The following is a 22,007-nucleotide window of genomic DNA, read 5'->3' as shown; positions in this document are numbered from 1 at the left end:
CTATCGCCGTTTAATATACTAAATTGCAATTAGAAAGTATGAAACGCAATAAGCTGGCAGGAATAGCCAGGTTTTTAATTGAAAATGCGGGCCTGTTATGGCTCCGCAAGAAACACATCAAATTCCCCAAACGGACTCAGTTTGTGCTTTCACTCAGAAATGGCTTTTCACTGCTTCCAAACGATACGCTCCACTTTCCAGTTTTTCAAAGCATCATCAGAGGGAATCAAACCTTCCGGACCATTCCAGTTGCCTGTAAACAGATAACTGACATTTTTGCTCTGCGGAGATACGCAGATAACTGCCCTCTTCTCCGATTCACTCGCCGTATTTCGGCAAGCATCAAATGCCCGGTTATAAAGCGCCGAGAATGATGTACCGATCTTTGTCCCCCAGACGGTTTCAATATCTTTATCCAACACGTCAATACCGCTGACTTTTCCATCTGCCTGACCAAAAAGTTCTATTTTCAGTTGATCACCCTCCATCGCTTGAAATACCGTCATTAACTGACCATTTTTCGTTTCCATACCACTGCGTAAGTGGTACTTCCCATCTAACCCTTTATCTATCGCATCCTTATTCATTGCTGTCAGACTATTTATTTCCCCAACCCCTTGAGCTGAGATTTTTAACGAGCCACCAAACCAGCTAAAAGGCGACAAACTCGACCATGAAAAACCAGATGAGCCCGCACAACCGGCCAATAACAATGAACAACCTATTGTAGCAAAACGTAATCCTGACAAAATGTTAGCTAAAGAAAACTCCTGCATAACTGGCTCCTTTTGATTAAATACAGAAATGAATACTGAGACATCACACCACGATTGTTAGTTTCAGAGAACAGTTTAAATTATTAACAATGAGTGAATATCACATTGATTAAATATCGCTTGCCGGTATACTGCTTTTCTAAAAATAAGTCACCATATATGAGATCAATATGATGAAAAAAACATTTGCAACCGTCACCCTGATTGCTTTATTCAGTACACCATTAACAGCCCAAACCACACATATGCAATCTGGTGGTTTTTCTGGTCCAAATGCTACCCAGCCTCAAACCCAGGCAGCACCACTAGGTGGTTTTATCGATAACAATGTAAGAATTTCAACCACTGAACAAGTTAAAAATATGTGGGATGACAGTTGGGTCGTGCTGGAAGGAAATATCGAATCCCGTATCCGTGGTGATCACTTCATATTCCGTGATAACGCAGGAGTTATTGAAGTCGAAATTGATCATAAATACTGGAATGGTCAAACAATAACACCTCAGGATAAAGTCCGCATTGAGGGTGAAGTTGATAAAGAGTGGAGTTCTGTGACAGTTGATGTGAAAAAAGTGACTAAATTGCACTAATGATTTTGTGGCTGAATGATACCCATTCAGCCGCACAACTCAATACTCCTGATCAATAATCAGACGCTTGCTGAAAATAACGCTCTCCTGATGGCAATCTTCGTATTCCAACTTTTCGCACATATAGAGAGTGGCATCGTTATCCTCAGGCACAATAAAAATTATTTTCGGACAGCCACGGGCAATCAACTTCTTTTCCAATCGGGCAATTAATGCATTTGCAATCCCCCGGCCCCTAAATTCAGGATGGACCCCCAAATAATAAGCCGAACCACGGTGACCGTCATAACCCCCCATAACAGTCCCAACCACTTCACCCGCCACTTCCGCGACTAAAAACAGGTCAGGATCATGGGTCAGCTTACGCTCAATATCCATCTCAGGATCAACACCAGGATTAAGTAAATCGCAGCGTTCCCATAAGGTGATCACGGCTTCAAAATCATCTTGTCGAAATACCCGAATTTCCATCCCTAACCAACCTGTTTTTATTGAAATAACCATTTTCACATTATCTTCGCTTTAGCACCGGAATCAATACGAAAATGTGTTCTCTATCACCAATAGGTATAATATAGCAATCACTGCATTATAATGAGAAAAGAATCATGAACACACCAAATGTCAATAAGATTAAATCTTTTTTCCTTTCATTACAGAATGAAATTTGCCAGCAACTGGAACAGGCAGATGGCAAAGGGAAATTTATTGAACAATGCTGGCAACGGGAAGACGGTGGTGGTGGCCGCAGCCGAATTATGAAAGAAGGCGCTATATTCGAACAAACCGGCGCTAATTTTTCCCATGTATCAGGAGCCATGCTTCCCTCATCAGCAACAGCCCATCGCCCTGAATTGGCCGGCCGTAATTATCAGGCCATGGGAGTCTCTCTGGTTATTCATCCTTTAAATCCCTATATCCCAACCAGCCACGCTAATGTCCGGTTTTTTATTGCGGAAAAAGAAGGTGAAACACCAGTATGGTGGTTCGGTGGAGGTTTTGATTTAACACCTTATTATGGTTTTGAAGAAGATGTTATTCACTGGCACACTACCGCCAGAAATATATGTCAACCATATGGAGAAGATCTCTACCCAACATACAAAAAATGGTGTGATGATTATTTCTATATTAAACATCGCAATGAAGCTCGTGGAATTGGTGGATTATTTTTTGATGATTTAAATACGCCTGATTTTGATCATTGTTTTCACTTTACTCAGGATATAGGTAAAGGTTTTCTTTCCGCTTATCTACCTATTATGGAAAAAAGGAAGAACATATTATGGAGTGAACGTGAACGACAATTTCAATTATATCGCCGTGGTCGTTATGTTGAATTTAACCTGGTTTTGGACAGAGGAACCTTATTTGGATTACAAAGTGGCGGACGCACAGAGTCTATCTTAATGTCCATGCCACCATTAGTACGTTGGGAATATGACTATCACCCTGAGCCAGGATCTGCGGAAGCTGCTTTATATACTGACTTTCTGCCAATAAAAAACTGGATATGATTTTTTATCATGTTAGGAATATTATAAAAAATTATTCCTAACTATTTATATTTTTAATACGGCTAATACAGAAATCCCGCATACAAATCACATAACAATTTATTAACAATCCTTTAACATAAAAGAAGCAGGTTGGCCCTGATGACTATCCGATGGAAACGTGTTTAATATGAAAATGTACTTAAAGAGTACCTCTAATTAATAACTAATAATTTATTCCAGGAGATATTTTATGCAAATACAAAACAATAACTATAAAGGTTTAATACCACCGTACATTCTTCAAAATATTTATAAAAATAACAGTGAAAGTGAAAAACATAACGTACTAATGACCTTAAATCATACCCAAAGTTTAATGTTGGATAATGTTATTAAAACATCAGACTCTATTGATAATACTGATGATGAAGTTGTCAACGATACTATACATCGCAGTATTTACGATGCAAAAAATGAAACCAAGTTACCCGGAACTTTAGTACGAGATGAAGGTGAACCAGATAATGGCGACGTAGCCGTTGATAACGCATATAAATATCTGGAAGCAACTTACAATTTCTACAAAGAAGTTTTTAATCGCAATTCATTAGATGATAAAGGAATGAAATTGATTGCCACCGTGCATTTCGGCAAAGAATACATGAATGCGTATTGGGGCAGAGGACAAATGGTGTTTGGTGATGGTGACGGTAAGGTTTTCAATAACTTCACCACATCTATCGATGTAATTGGTCATGAATTATCTCATGGTGTTATCGAAAAAACAGCAGATTTGGTCTATTTCTTCCAGTCCGGCGCATTGAATGAATCAATTGCCGACGTCTTTGGCTCACTGGTAAGGCAACATTATCTAAAACAGAAAGCTGATGAAGCAAGCTGGGTTGTAGGGGAAGAATTACTGGCCAAAGGTATTAAAGGTGTAGGGATTCGTTCAATGAAAGAACCTGGAACGGCATATGATGATCCTCTTCTTGGTAAAGATCCTCAGCCTGGTCATATGGACGATTTTAAAGACTATCCTATTTATAGGGACAATGGTGGTGTTCATGTTAACTCAGGTATTCCTAATAAAGCCTTTTATAATCTCGCGATAAAATTAGGCGGATATGCTTGGGAAAAAGCAGGAAAGATATGGTACAGCACACTGCTGGATAAAGATCTTGCACGCGATACTACCTTCTTATCCTTTGCCAAGTTAACCGTTAAACATGCTCGTGATTTATTTGATGAGGATGTTGAGAAAGCCACTATAGACAGTTGGAAAGAAGTAGGTATTAAAGTGGAAGTGAAGGAAGACAAAAAAGAAGATAAGAAAGAAGATAAGAAAGAAGACAAGGGAGAAACTAAAGTTTAATCTATAAACATATCGCTGGTTTAATACCAGCGATATTCTATTATTTGTAATACCTAACCTGACAGACCCTATTAATAAAAAAAGATAGCGAACGAAAGGTATTAAAATTGTTAACACCGAATTTCACGCTATACTGTAGAAACGTGAAAAATAACCGTGTAAAACTGGTATATCATGAACAATAAAATCATCGAACTCGCAACTGATAGTAAAATCACGATTTCCCTGCAAGGAGGATTTGCTGCTACACCTGGCCTTAGCCAAGATAAAACAGTGAATTTACAATCACTGTCTCCTCACCAGAAACAACTATTTGTTCAGGCTATAGAACAGAATTTTTCTGATTCTATGCCACTATCACCATGTCCTGACCAACATTATTATCTGCTCTGCATCATCACTGAAAACGAAGAATATCACTTCACATTTCCAGAGTTAGATGCACCAGAAATAATGACTCAAATATGGGATACCAGCAAAAAGGGTGGTTAATCACCACCCCCTTTCTTTATTAGAATTAACGCTTTTTCAGATGAGCCATCAGACGCTTACGTTTACGCATTTGATTTGGTGTCAAAGTATTACGTTTGTCAGCAAAAGGATTTGCCCCTTCTTTAAACTGAATCCGAATAGGTGTCCCCATCACTTTCAAAGACCGACGGAAATAGTTCATCAGATAACGCTTATAAGCATCAGGTAAATTAGCTACCTGATTACCATGGATCACCACAATGGGGGGGTTATAACCGCCAGCATGTGCATATTTCATTTTTACCCTGCGCCCACGGATCATCGGTGGTTGATGATCTTCTTCAGCCATACGCATGATACGGGTTAGCAGTGCAGTATTTACCCGGCGAGTCGCGCAGTCATAAGCCTCAAGAATCGAGTCAAACAAGTTACCCACACCACTGCCATGTAAAGCGGAGATAAAATGCACTCTGGCAAAGTCAACAAAACCAAGACGATAATCAAGCATTTCTTTCACTTGCTCTTTATCTTCCTGCGACATTCCGTCCCATTTATTGACCGCAATAACCAATGAGCGCCCGCTATTAAGAATAAAACCCAACAACGACAAATCCTGATCGGAAATGCCTTCACGGGCATCGATCACGAGTAATACAACGTTAGCATCTTCAATCGCCTTAAGGGTTTTGATGACTGAGAATTTTTCAACCGTCTCAGTCACCTTACCCCGCTTACGCACACCCGCAGTATCAATCAGGATATATTCGCGCCCATCACGCTCCATAGGAATATAAATACTGTCACGGGTAGTGCCCGGCATGTCATAAACCACAACCCTTTCTTCACCTAAGATACGGTTCGTCAAGGTAGATTTACCGACGTTCGGCCTGCCAACAATAGCTAATTTTAATGGCAGCGTTAATGGATCAAAATCATCTTCCTCTTCCGCCATTTCTACTTCATTCTGTTCCTGCTCGGCCCAATAGGCTGCGTTGGCTTCTTCCTCAGTCAGCTCAACCTCTTCTTCCTCACCTTTACCGGAGAAAGGCAGCAATGACCGTTCGATAAGTTGGGTGACACCACGACCATGAGAAGCGGCGATGGAATATATATCACCCAATCCAAGCGAATAAAATTCAGCTACGGATGTATCAATATCAATACCATCGGTTTTATTCGCCACCAAAAAAGTGGCTTTTTCACGGCTACGCAGGTGTTTTGCTATAGCGTGGTCTGCCGGCATCAGCCCGGCACGAGCATCTACCATAAACAGAACAATATCGGCTTCTTCAATCGCCATCAAAGATTGTGCCGCCATATGGGTTTCAACACCATCTTCGGTACCATCAATACCACCGGTATCAATGATGATAAATTCCTGTCCTTCGACTTCGGCCCGACCATATTTGCGATCGCGGGTCAGACCTGGAAAATCCGCTACCAGCGCATCTCTTGTACGGGTTAAACGGTTAAATAACGTGGACTTACCCACATTTGGGCGCCCTACCAGAGCGACGACAGGTGTCATTTGTTGATGCCTCATGACTAAATTTGAAAATCAGTATTTTGCTACTCATCGTTAGCCGCAACAAAACACTAAAAAGACGAAACGGCTCCTGTTCTTTTCAGGAGCCGTAGGATTATAACAACTCTTTATTCTCTATTTCCGGGAAGCAAACAGTCAGCAATATTCAACGGGTAAACAGGTAAACCGTACCGTCTTTCGCCTGTACCATCAGCTTATCACTGGCAACAACCGGACGGCTCATTAAGCCGGAGCTATCAACTTTATGTTGAGCAACAAACTTACCGTCATCCATATTTAGCCAATGCAAATAGCCTTCACTATCACCAACAACCAGATAGCCATTATACATTTCAGGTGCCGTCAAGTTGCGGTGTTGTAATTTTGTCTGAGTCCACAGCGTGACACCATCACTTTGACGCAAGCTCATAACCCGATCGTTTTGATCAACAATGTAAATACGATCACCAGAAACAACCATTTCGTTCACTGAACCCAAATCACGCTTCCAGAGGATCTGACCTGAACGCATGTCAAGCGCCACCAGATTACCATTATAGGCTATCGCATATATCACGCCTTCAGAAATAACCGGTGTTGTATCAACATCATTAAGGCGACCGATTTCTGTCGAGCTGCTTACCTGAGAAATACGTTGCTGCCAAATCAGTTGACCCTGAGAAATCAGCACTGCGTTAACACGGCCATTATCTCCCCCCACGATCGCGGCACCATAAGCCGCAGCCGGAGCTGACTCACCACGCAACGATAATGATGGGGTATCCATATTAACGGACCACTGTACTTTTCCATCTGACTCATTCAATGCCTGCAACATGCCGTTACTGGTATGAATCAGCACCAGGCCATCACTCACCACCGGACGCGACAACGCTTCTCCGGCAACTTCAGATTCCCAGGCAATCTGGCCGTCTTCGGTATTCAGCGCGATGACTTTGGCCCGTTCAGTGCCAACATATAAATGATTCCCAGAAACGGTCAGGCCGCCAGAAAGCAACGCAGGAATACGGGAAGAGAGAAAACCGGCTTTTTCAGCCAAATTTACCGCCCACATCTCTTTGCCGCTATCAATGTCCAGCGCCTTAACGATGCCATGACGATCAGCGACATAGACAACAGAACCCTGCCAGGTTGGTGCCAAGTGAGAGTAATAACGCCCAACACCATCACCTACAGATTTATCCCAGACAACACTTGGGCTAAATTGATTCTCAACCTGTGGCAACGGTGACATAGTCACTGTGTCCTGCTCACTTGAACAACCCGCTAACAGAACAGAAGTAACCAGACCAACCAAGAGTGTTTTACGCAACTGCATTGAAAGGATCCCCTTAGCTGGATAAATTATTCAATTTAAGATTTAACATCGATTTAATCGCCTGCGGTGAGTCTGATCCCAGACCTTTGGTATAAGCTGCACGAGCCCCCGCAATATCACCTTTTTTCAACAGCGCATCGCCACGGATATCCTCTGCCACAGCAACCCAACCGGAACCTTTCACTTGTTCCAGTGTTTTCAATGCGGCATCCGCTTTATCTTCCGCTAATTGAACCCTAGCTAAACGAATATTAGCCAGAGCCTGCAAATCTTCATTTTTTGTCTGACTAACAGCCACAGATAAAAATTGATCCGCTTTGGCGAGCTCATTCTTTTCAACCGCAAGTTGAGCCAAATGCATATGAGCCATCACGCCATAACTATTGTTAGTTTCAGCGGCAAACTTCTCAGCGGCGGCATAACTCTCTTTTGCACCGGAAATTAATTCACGATTTACCTGTTCAAAAGCTTCCGCACTGCCCTGCAATTGATTTATCTGATGAGATTGCCAATAACGCCAGCCAATTAGCGCGCCAGCGCCCAGCACCAGCCCGAAAACCAACGCCTTACCATTATCGGTAAAAAAGCGGCGGATCGCGTCAACTTGTTCGTTTTCATTGGTATAGACTTCCACGGAGTCTCTCCTTAACCTAACAATTCAGCCAAACGAGCTGCAATTTCGCTTTGCGGCAACGTTTGTTGTTCGCCTGTACGTAAATCTTTAATCGCTGCCTGACCAGAACGGACTTCATCTTCACCCAAGATCAGCGCAACTTTAGCGCCTTGTTTATCCGCACGCCCCAATTGCTTCTTAAAGTTCCCTCCCCCGTGGTTAGTCACCAAGCGCAATTGCGGCAAGACATCACGTATCTGTTCAGCCAGAATCAACGCTGCCTGCTGACTGCCTTCGCCGAAGGAAGCAAGATAAACCTCCGCCACTGATAGCTCCGCCACAAATGCCGGGTTCATTTCCTGCACCAACAGAACCAGACGTTCCATTCCCATCGCAAAACCCACAGCAGGAGTAGGACGACCACCCAGTTGTTCAACCAGCCCATCGTACCGACCACCGGCGCAGACAGTCCCCTGAGCCCCCAGAGCCGTTGTCACCCATTCAAATACCGTGCGGTTATAGTAATCCAGACCACGAACCAGACGCTGGTTAATCCGGTATTTGATACCCGCCGCATCAAGAAGCGCACGCAGGCCGTCAAAATGTTCCTTTGATTCGGCATCAAGATAATCAAACAGTTCCGGCGCATCATTAAGAAGTTGCTGAACCTCAGAATTTTTTGAATCCAAAACACGCAATGGATTGCTGTACATACGACGTTTGCAATCTTCATCCAGCTTATCTTTATGCTGTTCAAGGAAAGCAACTAGCGCTTCGCGGTAACTGGCCCGCGCTGTCAATGAACCAATCGAATTCAGTTCAAGCGTCACATGTTCAGAAATACCGAGCTCACGCCACCAGCGGGCAGTCAATAAAATAAGTTCAGCATCGATATCAGGTCCCTGAAGACCAAAGACTTCAGCCCCTAACTGGTAGAATTGGCGGTAACGGCCTTTTTGTGGACGCTCATAACGGAACATGGGCCCGAAATACCATACACGCTGTTCCTGATTGTACAGCAGACCATGTTCAATACCGGCACGCACACAGCCTGCGGTATTTTCAGGGCGCAGGGTCAAACTTTCACCATTGCGATCATCAAAGGTGTACATTTCCTTTTCGACCACATCAGTCACTTCCCCAATAGCCCGTTTGAATAACGGGGTCTGCTCTACAATCGGTGTGCGGATCTCGCTATAACCATAACCCGCTAACACGCGCTTCAAAGTGCTTTCAATACACTGCCAGATGGCAGTGTCTGCTGGCAAGTAGTCGTTCATGCCACGAATAGCTTGGATATTTTTTGCCACGTCTTATCCCTGTTCTCTGTTAATAATTCAAAAATGATGTTGATTATAGAAGCGAATACGGACGAGCTTCAATTAGCAAACTAAAACAACACTGGCTCATCATACTAATGAGCCAGTGTCAGGTATATTATTTATCCAGTTGACTTATGTCGATACGCTTATTTTCATCCAGCATTGATGCCTTAGCGCGGATCTTAGCCTCAAGTTGATCAATCATATCAGCATTGTCAAGACGCTCTTTCTGCCGCACTCCGTCTTCATAAAAACCACTTTTTGTTCTGGCACCAGTGACACCCAAGGTGGAAACCTCCGCCTCACCCGGTCCGTTAACCACGCAGCCAATGATCGAAACATCCATCGGGGTGAGTAAATCTTCCAAGCGTTGTTCCAACGCATTAACGGTGCCGATAACATCAAATTCCTGACGAGAACAGGTTGGACAGGCGATAAAGTTAATACCTCGGGAGCGGATACGCAATGATTTCAGAATATCAAAACCCACTTTAACTTCTTCGACCGGATCGGCAGCCAAAGAAATACGCAGGGTATCACCGATACCTTCTGACAGAAGAATACCCAAGCCAATCGCTGATTTTACAGAACCTGCACGAGCGCCACCGGCCTCTGTGATACCAAGATGTAATGGCTGATCAATCTTCTTAGCTAATAGACGGTAAGCGCCAACCGCCAGAAATACATCTGACGCTTTTACGCTGATTTTAAACTGGTCGAAATTAAGTCTTTCAAGAATATCCACATGGCGCATAGCGGACTCCAACAGGGCTTCTGGAGTTGGCTCGCCATATTTTTCCTGAATGTCCTTTTCCAGTGATCCGCCATTCACACCGATACGGATTGGGATATTTTTGTCACGGGCAGCCGCCACAACCTCACGGATACGCGCTTCATTGCCGATGTTACCAGGATTAATACGCAGACAATCGACACCATACTCTGCAACTTTAAGTGCAATGCGGTAATCAAAATGAATATCTGCAACCAGAGGAACATTAGCCTGTTGCTTAATCAATTTAAACGCATCTGCCGCGTCCATCGTTGGTATTGATACACGGACAATATCAACCCCAACACGCTCAAGCGATTTAATCTGCTGAACAGTGGCTTCCACATCTGTAGTCCGTGTGTTTGTCATTGACTGTACCGCAATGGGTGCGCCATCCCCGACCGGCACATTTCCTACATAAATACGCGTAGATTTGCGTCTTCTTATCGGCGATTCATTATGCATACTGGTGTTTCTCCTGTACTTCCATGTGCTTACTTATAAATGAACAACAATGCCCTATTACAAAGGCATTTATTGTGTTCCTGGTACTTTAAGACGCGCAATCCGACCCGCTTTAACAAAGTTACTTAAATTAACGGCTTGCCCCCGAAACTGCACATCCACTGCTGTCGGGGCACCGATAGTTAATTGGTAAGGTAATAAGCCAGAGAGGTTCAGGCTATCACCCTTATGTTTAGTTCCGCTAAACAGCATTTTTCCATTAGCATCCGCAACCTGTAACCAACAGGATGCTTTGAAATTCATCACCAATTTATCACTAACGGCCACTGCCGGGGCTGTATTTTCCACCACCCTCGATATTTGAGCTGTACTCTGATTCGCAGGTAATGGAACAGTCTGTGGCGGAATTTCAGGTGTTTCCACCGTCTGATGTTGAGCTGATGCTACAGGCGGAGACGTTTCCCCACGATTGTTATCAGCCTTATTCACTTTCACCGAATTTTCGGTTGAAGCGGCAGATAATGACGGCTCACTGGCCTGCAACGGTGTTGCCTGATCGTTGCTTTCCGTGGATAAACCCGCCGCCTTGGCTTTTTTCTGAGCAATCTGCACCGCAGACTGATCAGCCATCGAAATCAATTCTTTCTGTTGAGCGGTGTGGTTTTGCCACCACCATGCTCCTGTCAGACTAATCACTACCAGAATAATTAGCCACGTAATCCACATCAACCAACTTTCCCGTTTTTTACGTTTCTTACCCAATGAAAAACTCTGCATTGGTGAAACCTTCGCGGTTTTTGCCGGGGTATGCTTATCCAGAATCGCCAGAATTTCTGCCTCTGGAATTTGTACCAATTTAGCATAAGAACGAACATAACCACGCAGGAAAGTGGGTACCATATTGGCCGGTATATTGTCCTCTTCAATATCACGGATAGTGGAAAGTTTCAGACACAGACGATCAGCCACCGTCTGTTGAGTTAGCCCGTGCTGTTCACGAGCCTGACGCAGGAGCTGACCTGCTGTCAAATGAGCTTGTTCTGGAGTCGTTTCAGTATTCATTAGCAAGAAGACGCGGTACTGTCCAAGTTGTGAAAAACTTCGCGCTGGCCCCTTCTATAATCCTTACATTATACAATGGCCTGCGCGGCGAAATAGATTTGCTATTTTACTAGCGGCAAATCACTGATAACAAATACGCCTGTCAGCATGGTTCCCGGTCAACAGAATTTTGGCTTCTTCATACTGCCCCTGCTCACAGAGAAAAACGCTGTAATGATACAATACCGTATCATTTCCTGGCGCATACTGCATCGCCATTTTGTAACGCTGACGGGCCGCTTCCGGCTGGCCGGAATATTGCTCATACAACGCCATACCTAATTGAGCCTGATAATGGTCTGGCTGTACCAGTAATACCTTATCAAAGTGATATCTGGCAGCCGGTAAATGACCTTCAGCCAGATAGGCCATTCCCAGTTGGATCCGGGTTTCTGCTGCGACTTTTCGCTGTTTATTTCCATTTGCCGGTTGATTGGAACACCCGGCCAGTAATACAACGGCAATAAGCATTCCCGATAACGATTTCCGTATCATTCCATCCCCACTTCATCAAGGATACGTAATTGTCGCAATAATTTCAGTTACTGCATGACAGGACATACCAACATTCAGACTGTTCTTACCTGAATAGGTTCACCTGCCTGACGTTTTTTCAATGTCCGTTTTGTACGATCAATCACATCGCCCGCCAGCTGACCACATGCGGCATCAATATCATCACCACGGGTCTTGCGGACAATCGTAGTAAAACCATATCCCATCAACACCTTGGAAAAACGGTCGATCCGGCTGTTGGAACTGCGTCCATATGGTGCGCCGGGAAACGGGTTCCACGGGATCAGGTTGATCTTACTGGGTGTGTCTTTCAGACATTCAGCCAATTGATGCGCCTGTTCCACGCTGTCGTTAATATGATCCAGCATGACATATTCCACTGTCACACGCCCCTGGTTCGCATTAGATTTCGTCAAATAACGGCGCACCCCCGCAAGGAACTGCTCAATATTATATTTGCGGTTGATAGGAACGATATCATCACGTACATCATCTGTCGGTGCGTGCAGGGAAATCGCTAAAGCGACATCAATCATATCGCCAAGTTTATCCAGCGCGGGTACTACACCAGATGTGGATAGCGTCACACGGCGTTTAGACAAACCGAAACCAAAATCATCCATCATGATTTCCATTGCAGGAACCACGTTATTCAGGTTGAGCAGAGGTTCACCCATTCCCATCATAACCACATTGGTAATCGGGCGACGACCACTGGATTTCAGTGAACCAATAATTTTCGCCGCACACCAAACCTGACCAATAATTTCAGAAACCCGCAAATTCCGGTTAAAGCCTTGTTGAGCGGTAGAACAAAATTTACATTCCAGGGCACAGCCTACCTGAGAAGAGACACACAACGTAGCCCGATCATCTTCCGGAATATAAACCGTTTCAACTTGTTGATCGCCAACAGTGATAGCCCATTTAATCGTGCCATCGGCTGAACGTTGCTCCTCTGCTACCTCAGGCGCACGGATCTCAGCAACTTGCTGCAATTTCGCCCGCAGGATTTTGTTAATATCTGTCATCTGCTCAAAATCGTCATAGCAGTAATGATACATCCATTTCATCACTTGATCGGCACGGAAGGGTTTTTCCCCCATATCGGTGAAGAATTGACGCATTTGTTTACGATTCAGATCAAGCAGGTTAATTTTCCCGCCTTTTTTTTCTGGAGTTTCAGACACAACAGAAGCAGCAAATTGCGCCGCAGTATTTGGTTGGGACATTTTTTATATCGCCTCGTTGTTACACTTTCGGCTCTGCGTTGATGAATTCAACGCACGAAGTTTCAATTCGGGTATCACTATCAGTTTAGCCTAGTGACAAATAATAAACGCCCCGTTGAGTTAACAACGGGGCGCGGCATTGTACAAACTTTAATGCAATGATGCTACGGGTAACGACAAATCAATTACGTGGGCAAATTTCATCTTCTGTGAAGAAATACGCAATTTCACGGTTTGCAGATTCAACAGCATCAGAGCCGTGAACTGCGTTTTCAGTAAAACTGTCTGCGTAATCAGCACGCAGAGTACCTGCTAATGCGTTATCAGGATTGGTTGCACCCATCAAGTCACGGTGACGTTGTACTGCATTCTCGCCTTCCAATACCTGAACCACAATTGGACCCGAAGTCATAAATTCCACCAGACCATCAAAGAAAGGACGGCCTTTGTGCTCGGCATAGAAACCTTCAGCCTGTTCACGGGTCAGGTGAAGCATTTTGGCGGCAATAATTTTAAACCCTGCGCTTTCAAAACGGGCATAAATAGACCCGATAGCATTTTTCTTCACTGCGTTAGGTTTAATAATCGAAAAAGTACGTTCAACCGTCATGAATAACCTCTTGGTTCTTTTTTCAGCAACTGATAATTTTAATTTTTTATCCCGATAAGTTAACCGGCTAATACTTATCCCGCAACCCTAGCGGGGATAAAAGAGGCGTTGATTATAGGGGCCCAAATGGCGGTTGCCTACAGAAAACATAACATTCTATTAAATTTTTCTTAGCGAAAATTACCATTTTTTCGTACAAATCACACTTTTACCTGAATCGTTTACTTCAAGATAAAATTGACAGAATTAACCTGTCCACCCAAATCCAAAACACTAAGCTGATATTTACCCGGTTGAGTCAATGTCTGCACAAGCCCTTGATTATTTTCTGTGGTCATAATCTGTTCTCCATTGAGAAACCACCATTGTTGCCCACCACTACCGCCTTGCGTCGTAATACGTAAATCAAGGCTGCCAAGACCGGGAAGCCGTTTCAATATATCTCCGTTATGAATGCCGACGATCAACAGCGGAGCTTCATCTGATTTCAGCGGTGGACACTGAGGATTAACCGATGGCAAACGCTGCGCCCGCCGCTCTTCCGCTGGTAACCATGATTCCAGGCTAATCGGCCATAAAGTGATATTTTTTGGTTGAGCATCAGGGCAATCAGGCGCGACACGCCACCCCTGTTTATCCAGCCATACCTGTTCCTTGATGCCAGAAATACTTTCTTGCCCCACAGAAGGCAACGTAGGCGGAATGGTGTTATCCAGAATCCAGCTCAAACGACGCTGGCGACAATTACTGTCTCCCTTTGGCAGACTCTGGCCTCCCGGCCAACAAATGATTGCCTGACTCACACTTGCCGGACGTGGATCAGAGGGGATCCGTTGAGCACCATTTCGCATATTTGCCAGCAACAAGTTATTGACCTGATTCATTATCGGAACCGCCGTGGCATAACCGAACTGTCCGGTAACCGGCGTTCCATCCGGCCTGCCAACCCAGACACCGATGGTATAGCGGGCATTTAAGCCGATAGCCCAGGCATCGCGGTAGCCATAGCTGGTCCCGGTTTTCCAGGCCAGTGGCACTTGTGCTGGCAATACATCATCAGGTTGCGGGAGACCTTCTCCGGCCATAATCCGTCGGACTATCCACGCAGCGCCGGGGGAAAACAGTTGTCTGTCACGCAATTTCTGCTGCGGTGTAAATCTCAGAGGGGAAACCTTCCCCTGACGGGCAAACGCGGAGTAAGCCGCCACCAACTGATCCATCCGGGTTGCCGTTCCACCAAGAATCAATGATAAATTAGGCTCACTGCCGGGAGGAAAACGCAATATTGTTCCCACATTACGCATATTGGCTGTAAACCGCTTGGCGCCATATACTTCGAGTAGTTGCACCGCGGGTAAATTCAAGGAACGAACCAATGCCTCACTGACACTGACCGGCCCATTAAAGCCACTGTCAAAATTTCCCGGACGGTAATAATCAAAACGGCGAGGCACATCCTGTAACAGTGATTCCCCATGAATCAACCCATCATCTAACGCCATTGCGTACAAAAAAGGCTTCAACGTTGATCCTGGCGAACGCCACGAATTTATCATGTCCACATGACCAAAACGGCTGTCATCCCGAAAATCCAGCGAACCGATATAGGCTTTCACCGCCATATCGGTATGATCAACCACCAACACCCCAACAGAAGTTTTCTCCGGTAACTGGTACTTCCAATTCACCGCCATATCCTCAAGCTGGCGCTGTAATCCTGCATCAATGGTTGTTTTGATGATTTCCTGACGATGACCTTTAGCCATTCGCCTGGCAAGAAGCGGGGCGAGTTGTGGTACCTGCCGGGGAGCCAGCCATAGCATCTCTTGCCGAATATCAGCCACTTTATCTTCCGGCCAGATTTTATACTGCGCCAACCGTTGCATAACCTTGTCACGGGCGGCTTGTGCCCGTTCAGGGTAACGATCCGGTCTTAAACGGCTGGGTGCCTGCGGCAAAATAGCCAGCAAAGCAGCTTCGCCCGCCGAGAGTTCAGATGGTGGTTTGCCCAGATAAGCCCAACTCGCCGCTCCGACGCCTTGTAATGTGCCACCAAACGGCGCACGGTTGAGATACATTTCGAGAATTTCATCTTTGGAATAGTGCCATTCAAGCTGTAAAGTACGCCAAATCTGTTTCAGCTTCCCACCCAAAGTACGTGAATGCGGATCAATCAACCGCGCCACTTGCATTGAAAGCGTACTGCCACCGGATAGAATTTTACCCGCCCGAATATCCTGCCATGCAGCCCTGACAAGCGAAAACGGGTTAACCCCTGGATGCTGATAGAACCAGCGATCTTCATACGTCAGCAATGCCTGAATATATTCCGGTGACACTTGATCCAACCTCACCGGGTAACGCCAAACCCCTTCATCATCGGCAAAACGCCAAAGCGGAGTCCCATCTTCACCTACGACAATACGCGCCATTTTGACTTCACGCAGTGGCAGAGGCCAAATTTTATCTGCCAGCCATAAACCCACCGGGATCAGAAACAGCAACAGCACAATCAGCCAAATAAGGTGATGCCTTTTTTTCATGCAAGAATACCTGACGAGCAATCAGCCCTTACACCTGAGCATAAGGGCTGACAGGGTTTAGCGGACAACTTCCAGTTTTTCAGGTGTAGAGCCTACCGCACGCCAGTAAGGCACGTACATAGATTCAACCTGAGGTGCAGGAATAGTGTAGACACCCGGCGTCACAGCACGAGCCAGATAGAGCAATGTCACTGGCTGAGTGGAATCAACCGCGACTGCCGCCACATACCGGTCATCACGATATTCAGTATGACGAATAGTTGCCTGTTGCATATCACCAATCAGCTCCTGGAGATTCGCGGCACTGTCACTCAAACTGGCACTGCTGTTAGCCAGATTCTGGTTTTCCACTTCCAGACCGGCAGGCAGTAAATCAACAATCAGCGCATCCGGTACTGATTTATCTGAACTGACTACCAGCTTCACCACCACCATTTCGCCACTTCTCAGACGGTCAATAGAAATGGGATTACCCTGCATATCCAGATAGCTACGCTGAATTTTCAGCACATTAGAGTAGGGTTTCGGCGAATTGAGCGGGTAACCCACGACATTCAGGCGAGAATAGAGTGTGCTGTTGCCACGGTTACTGATATCAACACCTTGCAGAATCTGTTCCGCATTCATCACCTGACTCAATGACTTGTCACGACTCAACGGTGGAACCTGCTGATTAACCACCGCTTCCCACGGTTGTTCTGAAGTATCGATAAAGAAACGCCCGGCCAGATAGAGTGAATTACTCTCCTGAGTTGAGAAATAGTCACGGGATGTCAACTCATCAGATAGAACCAGTAATTTCTCATCACGATCTTTTGGCAGCATATTGTTTTCAGTCAATAGCCCAACAATCAGTGCATTATCGCGGATGGAACTGCCATAATCCCCCAATCCGACATCATCATTACGGTTTTTATTGATCCCCAAGCGGACAGCTTCATCCGCTCTGGTGTTATCACCCATAAGCTTCAATGCAACCCCCAGTTGTACCAGCGACAAACCATTTCCTGCCTGAGAACGACGCTCATAAACTTGTCTTAAAGCCCCCAACGGCGCTTTCTGCTGGCTGGCAAGCACCAAACCGGCATAAGCCTGAGTCGAGAACCGCATGGCTTCCTGATTCTGGCTGTAGCGATAGTTAATAATATTCTTATCCTGTAAATAACGTAGCAAACGGTTATTGGCAGAATTCAGCACTTCCTTGGGTACGCTATAACCTCGCTGGCTCGCACGGAACAAGAAATCGGTGACATAAGCCGTCAGCCAGTATTCTTCATCACCGGTTCGGTCCCACAAGGCAAAACCCCCATCATGACGCTGCATACTGAGCAAGTGAATAATTCCCTCATCAATACTGGCCCGGCGTTTGCTGTCGCTGTCCGTTTTGATACCCAGTTTTTTCAGCTCCGCTTCATTTGAATAGAGCGACGGGTAAAGTCCGCTGATAGTCTGCTCAAGGCAGCCATACGGATAGGCGTACAGTTCACGAATATAGCGTGAAATCTGTAACGGCGGACGACTGGTCAGTAACAACTGGCCTTCGAGCGTTGCTGGCGCTAAACCCGATATGGCATCTAACGGCAACTGCCAATTTTCTCCTTGGTGGATAACTTCAGCAAACAGCCTGGTTTCTGCTGGCTGTGCCGGACGCACACCAATCTTCCAGCTATTTTTATACTGTTTCAGAACTTCACCCGGCAAATTCAGGCCATTAATCGTCAGAGAAACCTCTCCCTGACCAAAGCCATGATCAGCCGTGACAGGAATTTCCACTGTTGTACGTTGACCTTTTTCCAAGGTTATTACCTTGCTGGCCGCATCCTCTAATTTAATCAGCCCATTAGCCGTAAAGTTTAAGGTCAAGTTTTGCGTCTGTTCGGTTAAATTGGTCAGATCCAACGACAGCAATGAACGATCCCCCCCCGCCATAAAGCGAGGTAACGCCATCTGTGTAATCACCGGTGCGGCAATGACAATTTTACTTTCACCATGACCGAACTCATCTTCACTCCACGCCTGAGCCATCAGCCTCAGCTCACCATTGAAATCAGGAATTGGCAGAACAACCTCCCCTTCCCCCTTTTCATCCAATGTCACAGGCTGTGCCTGTTCAGCAATAATCTGCACCTCAGTTAATGGTTTTCTACCACCTCGGGCAGGGGCATCTTCATCACCAGAACCACCAAAACGCAGATTTGCCAGACGACCTTCACCTTCAATCAACTGACCATACACATCATATTGGTCGACGCTATAGCGCTTACGGCCAAAGAAAGCCTCATAAGGATCCGGGGTTTTAAAATCAGTGATACTGAGTACGCCAGTATCTACCGCAGAAAGCAGCACATTAACCTGTTTAGGCAATTTCTGCTCTTGCTGTGGTGTAACCTTAACTTTAACTGTCAGGTTCTGATTCGGACGCATTTTTTCCGGCGCGGATAGCGTCAACTCCAGTTTGCGGTTTTCATCCGCCAATGGCAGATGCAACACACCAATTGCACGTTTTGGCGTCGCCTGACGGGATTTATCACCCGGACGAATAACCACGGCAGTCAGATAAAGGTCATGACGGCGCCACTCTTTATTAACCGGCACTTCCACATCCAGACCTTGTGACGGTACATCAATCTCCTGCCACCAGAGCGGCCCTTCACTGGACTCCACCAACAGATAACCTTTACCTGCCTGTGGTGCGGCTATATGCAGTTTTACTTTCTCACCCACCTGATAAGCCGGTTTATCCAGAGACAGTTTTACCTGATCAGGACGAACGGCACCGGTACCACCGGTATTATCCTGCCATGAATAACCTGCCCAAAAATTAACACTGCTAACCAGTTGATTCTCTGGATTGATAACCTCAATACGGTACGAACCCCAATCAACCGGGAAACTGACCTTTGCGGTACCATCCTGCGCAATCTGGATATGTTCATCCGCCATCACCAAATCTTTCTGATCATAGCCTGACTGCCAGCCTTCACCATCCGACCAGCGCCAATAGTAATCATGACGTTCATAAATCAAACGGGCGGTCAGATCTTTCGCGGCATATTTTTTGCCATTGGCATCTGCATAAACCAGCTCAAATTCAGCCAATGAATTTTCATCCACATTGTAGCGGCTCTGGTCACGACCGGTACGATAGTCATAAACCGCTTTCTGATTGAACAGCGGACGAATACCAACCAGTTTTTCCGCCGGCCAAACCGCTTGTTCAACCCGACGTGTCACCGGGCGGCCGCCAGATTCAAGCAGACTGGCCTGAACAATCACTTTTACCGGCGAAGAGACTGAACTCCAGTTGTCCGCGCTGACATTCAATGCGGCTTCACCACCACTGTTCAGCGTCAAATCAAATTCATCCAATGTACGACTGAGATTTTCTTCAGTGACGGCACCAAACTCATAACCCGGCAATTTGGCGACCGCATCACGGTTTGGGCGCAGGAATAACTGCCCTTGCAGACGATTATCCGCTGCGGGTGCGCCATACAGGTAACGGCCTTTGATGTCGAAATCGACACTGTGGTTTTTCATCACCGGTTGCACTTCACTGCTAATTTCCAGCGCCATACGCTCCGGCATAAAATCTTCTACATTGAACTTGTAATAACGGGGCTTGTTATCGCCCAGATCAAAACGTAACGACCAGAGTCCGGTAGCCGCTGACTCAGGAATCGTGTAGCGATACTGATACAACCCGTTTTCAGGTTGCCAAACAAAACTACGGACAACCTGACCATCGGTTTTTAATACATCAACTTTAACTGGCTGGCTTTTAATTGCACGACCGTCACCATCACGCAATAGCCCATTCACAATCAGCGTCTCACCGGGGCGATAGAGATCACGAGGCCCGAAAACAAAAAACAGCTTGCTGTATCCTTGTGGACCAGCGATATCAAACTCAGACAGATCCAGCGCCGGTGATACCAAATCAATCATACTGGTTTGGTTGTCACGGGTAGCGAGCAATAGTTTAGCTTTCGCATTTTTCTCTAGACTGGCGTGTCCATCAGCATCTGTTGTTGCTTTTGACAATAACTGCCCTTTCTCATCCAACAGACGGACTTCCACCCCTTTCAGGCTGTCGCCTTGTTCCAGAGATTGGGTAAACACATCCATCTTATCCAGATAGCTGTGCACGGAGACACCGATATCACTTAGCGTGAACATTGTCGCCGGGTTGGCATAAATGTATTTACCCGCTTGCTGCATCACCGCCATATAAACACCGTCTTTCTGCAACGCTTTAATGTTATTTAATGGCAACAGTAACTTTTCGCGGGTATTCAGTGTTGGATTCAGATCGAAACGGCCGGTATAAACCAATTCCGCATCTTTAAGTATTTCTTCAGATTCCCAAGAATTCATGCTGTTGCGATATTGCCACTGTGCAATAAAAGAGGGTAATGCCGTCTCCTTTATCCTAAAAAAGTTAACATCAATACTGTTCACATTGAGTGCTAACACTGGCAAACCTTCGGCTACTTTACTTGGCAACAAAGAGCCCTTGCTGGCAAAACCAACAGACGGAGAAATCGTCTCGGTTGTCAGCGTTTTCTCATACGCGGTTTCAAGCTGACGCTCATTGATGCCTTTAACGCCTTTATCTACGGTCAGTTGCAGTTTACGGGATGGCGGCAGATGGCGCAGGCGAAGCGCCATCATGTTATCTGACAACTCCCACGCTCCATCAAGCTTGCCCTGTTTTACATCCACCAAACGGACATTTTGAGCAAAATTCTGATTCGGATCTAAAGGAACAGAAAATGTCACCACCATCGCGCTGGCGCCATCAAGTTGAACTTCTGAGGCATCCAGAATAGTCACCTCTTTACCGGCATAACGTTTTGCCAGTTCAGCCAGTGATGTCGCATCTTTCTGTTTTACTGATTTTGGTGGAGTATTTGACTGTTGAGGTGCTTTTGCGCTTTGAATTTCTGTGGACTGCGATTGCGCCGCTTTATTATTATCAGTGTTGTCAGACTGATCACAACCAGCAAGCATCAGCAAAGAAGCTAACATCACAGCAAAATAATGCTTTTTTCTTTCCGGCCACCGCCAGAATTGACTTTGATTCATGACTATAACCCCTGCCTTATCCCAACCAACCGGTAGTAGGATTTAATAAATAGTTTTGTAAATCAACATATTAAACTTAAATCAAGAAAATATAAGCAACTGAATACCACCTCTACTCTATATACCATAAGACAACGTACAGACATTAAGTTCATATAATAACGCCTTAT

17 protein-coding genes are annotated in these 22,007 nt (G+C 45.5%); 4 read left to right on the top strand and 13 right to left on the bottom strand.

The annotated features are described in order from the left end of the window. Positions 1-167: 167 nt before the first annotated feature. Complete coding sequence (locus ACUN2T_RS09115) at positions 168-776, bottom strand: RpoE-regulated lipoprotein (RefSeq protein WP_445497197.1); 609 nt, start codon at positions 774-776, stop codon at positions 168-170. A 170-nt stretch (positions 777-946) separates the two neighbouring features. On the opposite strand from ACUN2T_RS09115, the gene ACUN2T_RS09110 reads away from it, so the two are divergent. Further along, positions 947-1,366 (top strand): YgiW/YdeI family stress tolerance OB fold protein, encoded by a 420-nt coding sequence (locus tag ACUN2T_RS09110; protein WP_445497196.1) that lies wholly within the window; start codon positions 947-949, stop codon positions 1,364-1,366. A 39-nt stretch (positions 1,367-1,405) separates the two neighbouring features. On the opposite strand, the gene ACUN2T_RS09105 is transcribed toward ACUN2T_RS09110, so the two are convergent. Next, positions 1,406-1,837, bottom strand: a complete 432-nt coding sequence (locus tag ACUN2T_RS09105) for a GNAT family acetyltransferase (protein WP_445497838.1) — start codon at positions 1,835-1,837, stop codon at positions 1,406-1,408. A gap of 137 nt (positions 1,838-1,974) precedes the next feature. On the opposite strand from ACUN2T_RS09105, the gene hemF reads away from it, so the two are divergent. The 3 genes from hemF to ACUN2T_RS09090 all read left to right on the top strand — a co-directional run bounded on the left by hemF (position 1,975) and on the right by ACUN2T_RS09090 (position 4,732). Further along, entirely contained in the window at positions 1,975-2,883 is a 909-nt protein-coding gene (hemF, locus tag ACUN2T_RS09100; protein WP_445497195.1) for an oxygen-dependent coproporphyrinogen oxidase, read from the top strand. Between the two features lie 232 nt (positions 2,884-3,115). Further along, entirely contained in the window at positions 3,116-4,240 is a 1,125-nt protein-coding gene (gene prtS / locus ACUN2T_RS09095) for a metalloprotease PrtS (protein ID WP_445497194.1), read from the top strand. A gap of 174 nt (positions 4,241-4,414) precedes the next feature. Further along, complete coding sequence (locus ACUN2T_RS09090) at positions 4,415-4,732, top strand: protealysin inhibitor emfourin (RefSeq protein ID WP_445497193.1); 318 nt, start codon at positions 4,415-4,417, stop codon at positions 4,730-4,732. A gap of 25 nt (positions 4,733-4,757) precedes the next feature. On the opposite strand, the gene der is transcribed toward ACUN2T_RS09090, so the two are convergent. The 11 genes from der to ACUN2T_RS09035 all read right to left on the bottom strand — a co-directional run bounded on the left by der (position 4,758) and on the right by ACUN2T_RS09035 (position 21,837). Further along, positions 4,758-6,239, bottom strand: a complete 1,482-nt coding sequence (gene der / locus ACUN2T_RS09085) for a ribosome biogenesis GTPase Der (protein ID WP_445497192.1) — start codon at positions 6,237-6,239, stop codon at positions 4,758-4,760. 163 nt (positions 6,240-6,402) lie between these two features. Next, positions 6,403-7,575 carry an outer membrane protein assembly factor BamB gene (gene bamB, locus ACUN2T_RS09080; protein ID WP_445497191.1) on the bottom strand — a complete coding sequence of 391 codons (1,173 nt, stop codon included), beginning with the start codon at positions 7,573-7,575 and terminating at the stop codon, positions 6,403-6,405. Between the two features lie 13 nt (positions 7,576-7,588). Next, positions 7,589-8,209, bottom strand: coding sequence for a YfgM family protein (locus ACUN2T_RS09075; RefSeq protein WP_445497190.1), 621 nt, complete (start codon positions 8,207-8,209; stop codon positions 7,589-7,591). A gap of 11 nt (positions 8,210-8,220) precedes the next feature. Beyond that, entirely contained in the window at positions 8,221-9,498 is a 1,278-nt protein-coding gene (gene hisS / locus ACUN2T_RS09070) for a histidine--tRNA ligase (protein ID WP_445497189.1), read from the bottom strand. Positions 9,499-9,625: 127 nt separating this feature from the next. After that, the gene (gene ispG / locus ACUN2T_RS09065; RefSeq protein WP_445497188.1) at positions 9,626-10,747 is read right to left on the bottom strand and encodes a flavodoxin-dependent (E)-4-hydroxy-3-methylbut-2-enyl-diphosphate synthase; all 1,122 of its coding nucleotides are present in this window, start codon (positions 10,745-10,747) and stop codon (positions 9,626-9,628) included. A gap of 69 nt (positions 10,748-10,816) precedes the next feature. Next, the gene (rodZ, locus tag ACUN2T_RS09060; RefSeq protein ID WP_445497187.1) at positions 10,817-11,809 is read right to left on the bottom strand and encodes a cytoskeleton protein RodZ; all 993 of its coding nucleotides are present in this window, start codon (positions 11,807-11,809) and stop codon (positions 10,817-10,819) included. 120 nt (positions 11,810-11,929) lie between these two features. Continuing rightward, a complete protein-coding gene (locus ACUN2T_RS09055; RefSeq protein WP_445497186.1) occupies positions 11,930-12,343 on the bottom strand; it encodes a tetratricopeptide repeat protein in 414 nt (137 codons plus the stop codon). Between the two features lie 74 nt (positions 12,344-12,417). Continuing rightward, the gene (locus ACUN2T_RS09050) at positions 12,418-13,596 is read right to left on the bottom strand and encodes a bifunctional tRNA (adenosine(37)-C2)-methyltransferase TrmG/ribosomal RNA large subunit methyltransferase RlmN (protein WP_445497185.1); all 1,179 of its coding nucleotides are present in this window, start codon (positions 13,594-13,596) and stop codon (positions 12,418-12,420) included. A 181-nt stretch (positions 13,597-13,777) separates the two neighbouring features. Further along, positions 13,778-14,206: a nucleoside-diphosphate kinase gene (ndk, locus tag ACUN2T_RS09045; protein ID WP_046973573.1), complete on the bottom strand. Its 429-nt coding sequence runs from the start codon at positions 14,204-14,206 to the stop codon at positions 13,778-13,780. Positions 14,207-14,427: 221 nt separating this feature from the next. Then, the gene (gene pbpC / locus ACUN2T_RS09040; protein WP_445497184.1) at positions 14,428-16,749 is read right to left on the bottom strand and encodes a peptidoglycan glycosyltransferase PbpC; all 2,322 of its coding nucleotides are present in this window, start codon (positions 16,747-16,749) and stop codon (positions 14,428-14,430) included. A 57-nt stretch (positions 16,750-16,806) separates the two neighbouring features. Continuing rightward, positions 16,807-21,837: an alpha-2-macroglobulin family protein gene (locus ACUN2T_RS09035; protein WP_445497183.1), complete on the bottom strand. Its 5,031-nt coding sequence runs from the start codon at positions 21,835-21,837 to the stop codon at positions 16,807-16,809. Positions 21,838-22,007: the final 170 nt, after the last annotated feature.

The sequence above is a fragment of the Photorhabdus machadonis genome (assembly GCF_052657765.1).
This window is presented reverse-complemented; position numbering and strand designations above follow the sequence as displayed.